Annotated in this window: 1 protein-coding gene; it reads left to right on the forward strand. The window is 43.5% G+C overall.

The features are described from left to right. Nucleotides 1–503 (forward strand): UPF0236 family transposase-like protein (locus tag GBH70_RS16480; RefSeq protein WP_172968333.1); only part of this gene is annotated, 503 nt, incomplete at both ends.

Below are 503 nucleotides of genomic sequence, written 5' to 3' on the forward strand. Positions count from 1 at the left end.
TGGCCCAAAAGACACATGAAGTCAAAGTGGGTATGGTTCATGAAGGTTGGGAGAAACGCCATCCGAAAAGCAAGAACTATCAGTTAGTCAATAAATCTTTTTACATTTCATTAGGAGATGGTGAGGAATTTTGGGAGGCTTTTAGTCGTGAGCTGTATGCGCAATACGATATCAACGAGGAAACGCCAATCATTATTAACGGTGATGGTGCGTCTTGGATACGTGCTGGTGTAGACTACTTTCCCAATGCGTTTTATAACTATGACCGTTTCCATTTGAAAAAGTGGATGAAAGCTGCCTTAAGTAACCGGGAAAAGAAAGAACGTCAAAAAGCGTATAAGGCCGCTGAAGCCAATGATCCTTCAGAATTGGCAGCGATTGCCGAGGCAGAGAGGGCTGAAACAGTCAAAGAAAAGGAATCAGAGATTGCCCGATTGCGCACCTTTATTCTGAACAATATTGAGGCATTCCGAGACTACCGTGAACGTCTACAAGAAAAGGGG

This window comes from Weizmannia acidilactici (assembly GCF_008974225.1).
GTDB classification, from domain to species: Bacteria; Bacillota; Bacilli; order Bacillales; family Bacillaceae_C; genus Weizmannia; species Weizmannia acidilactici.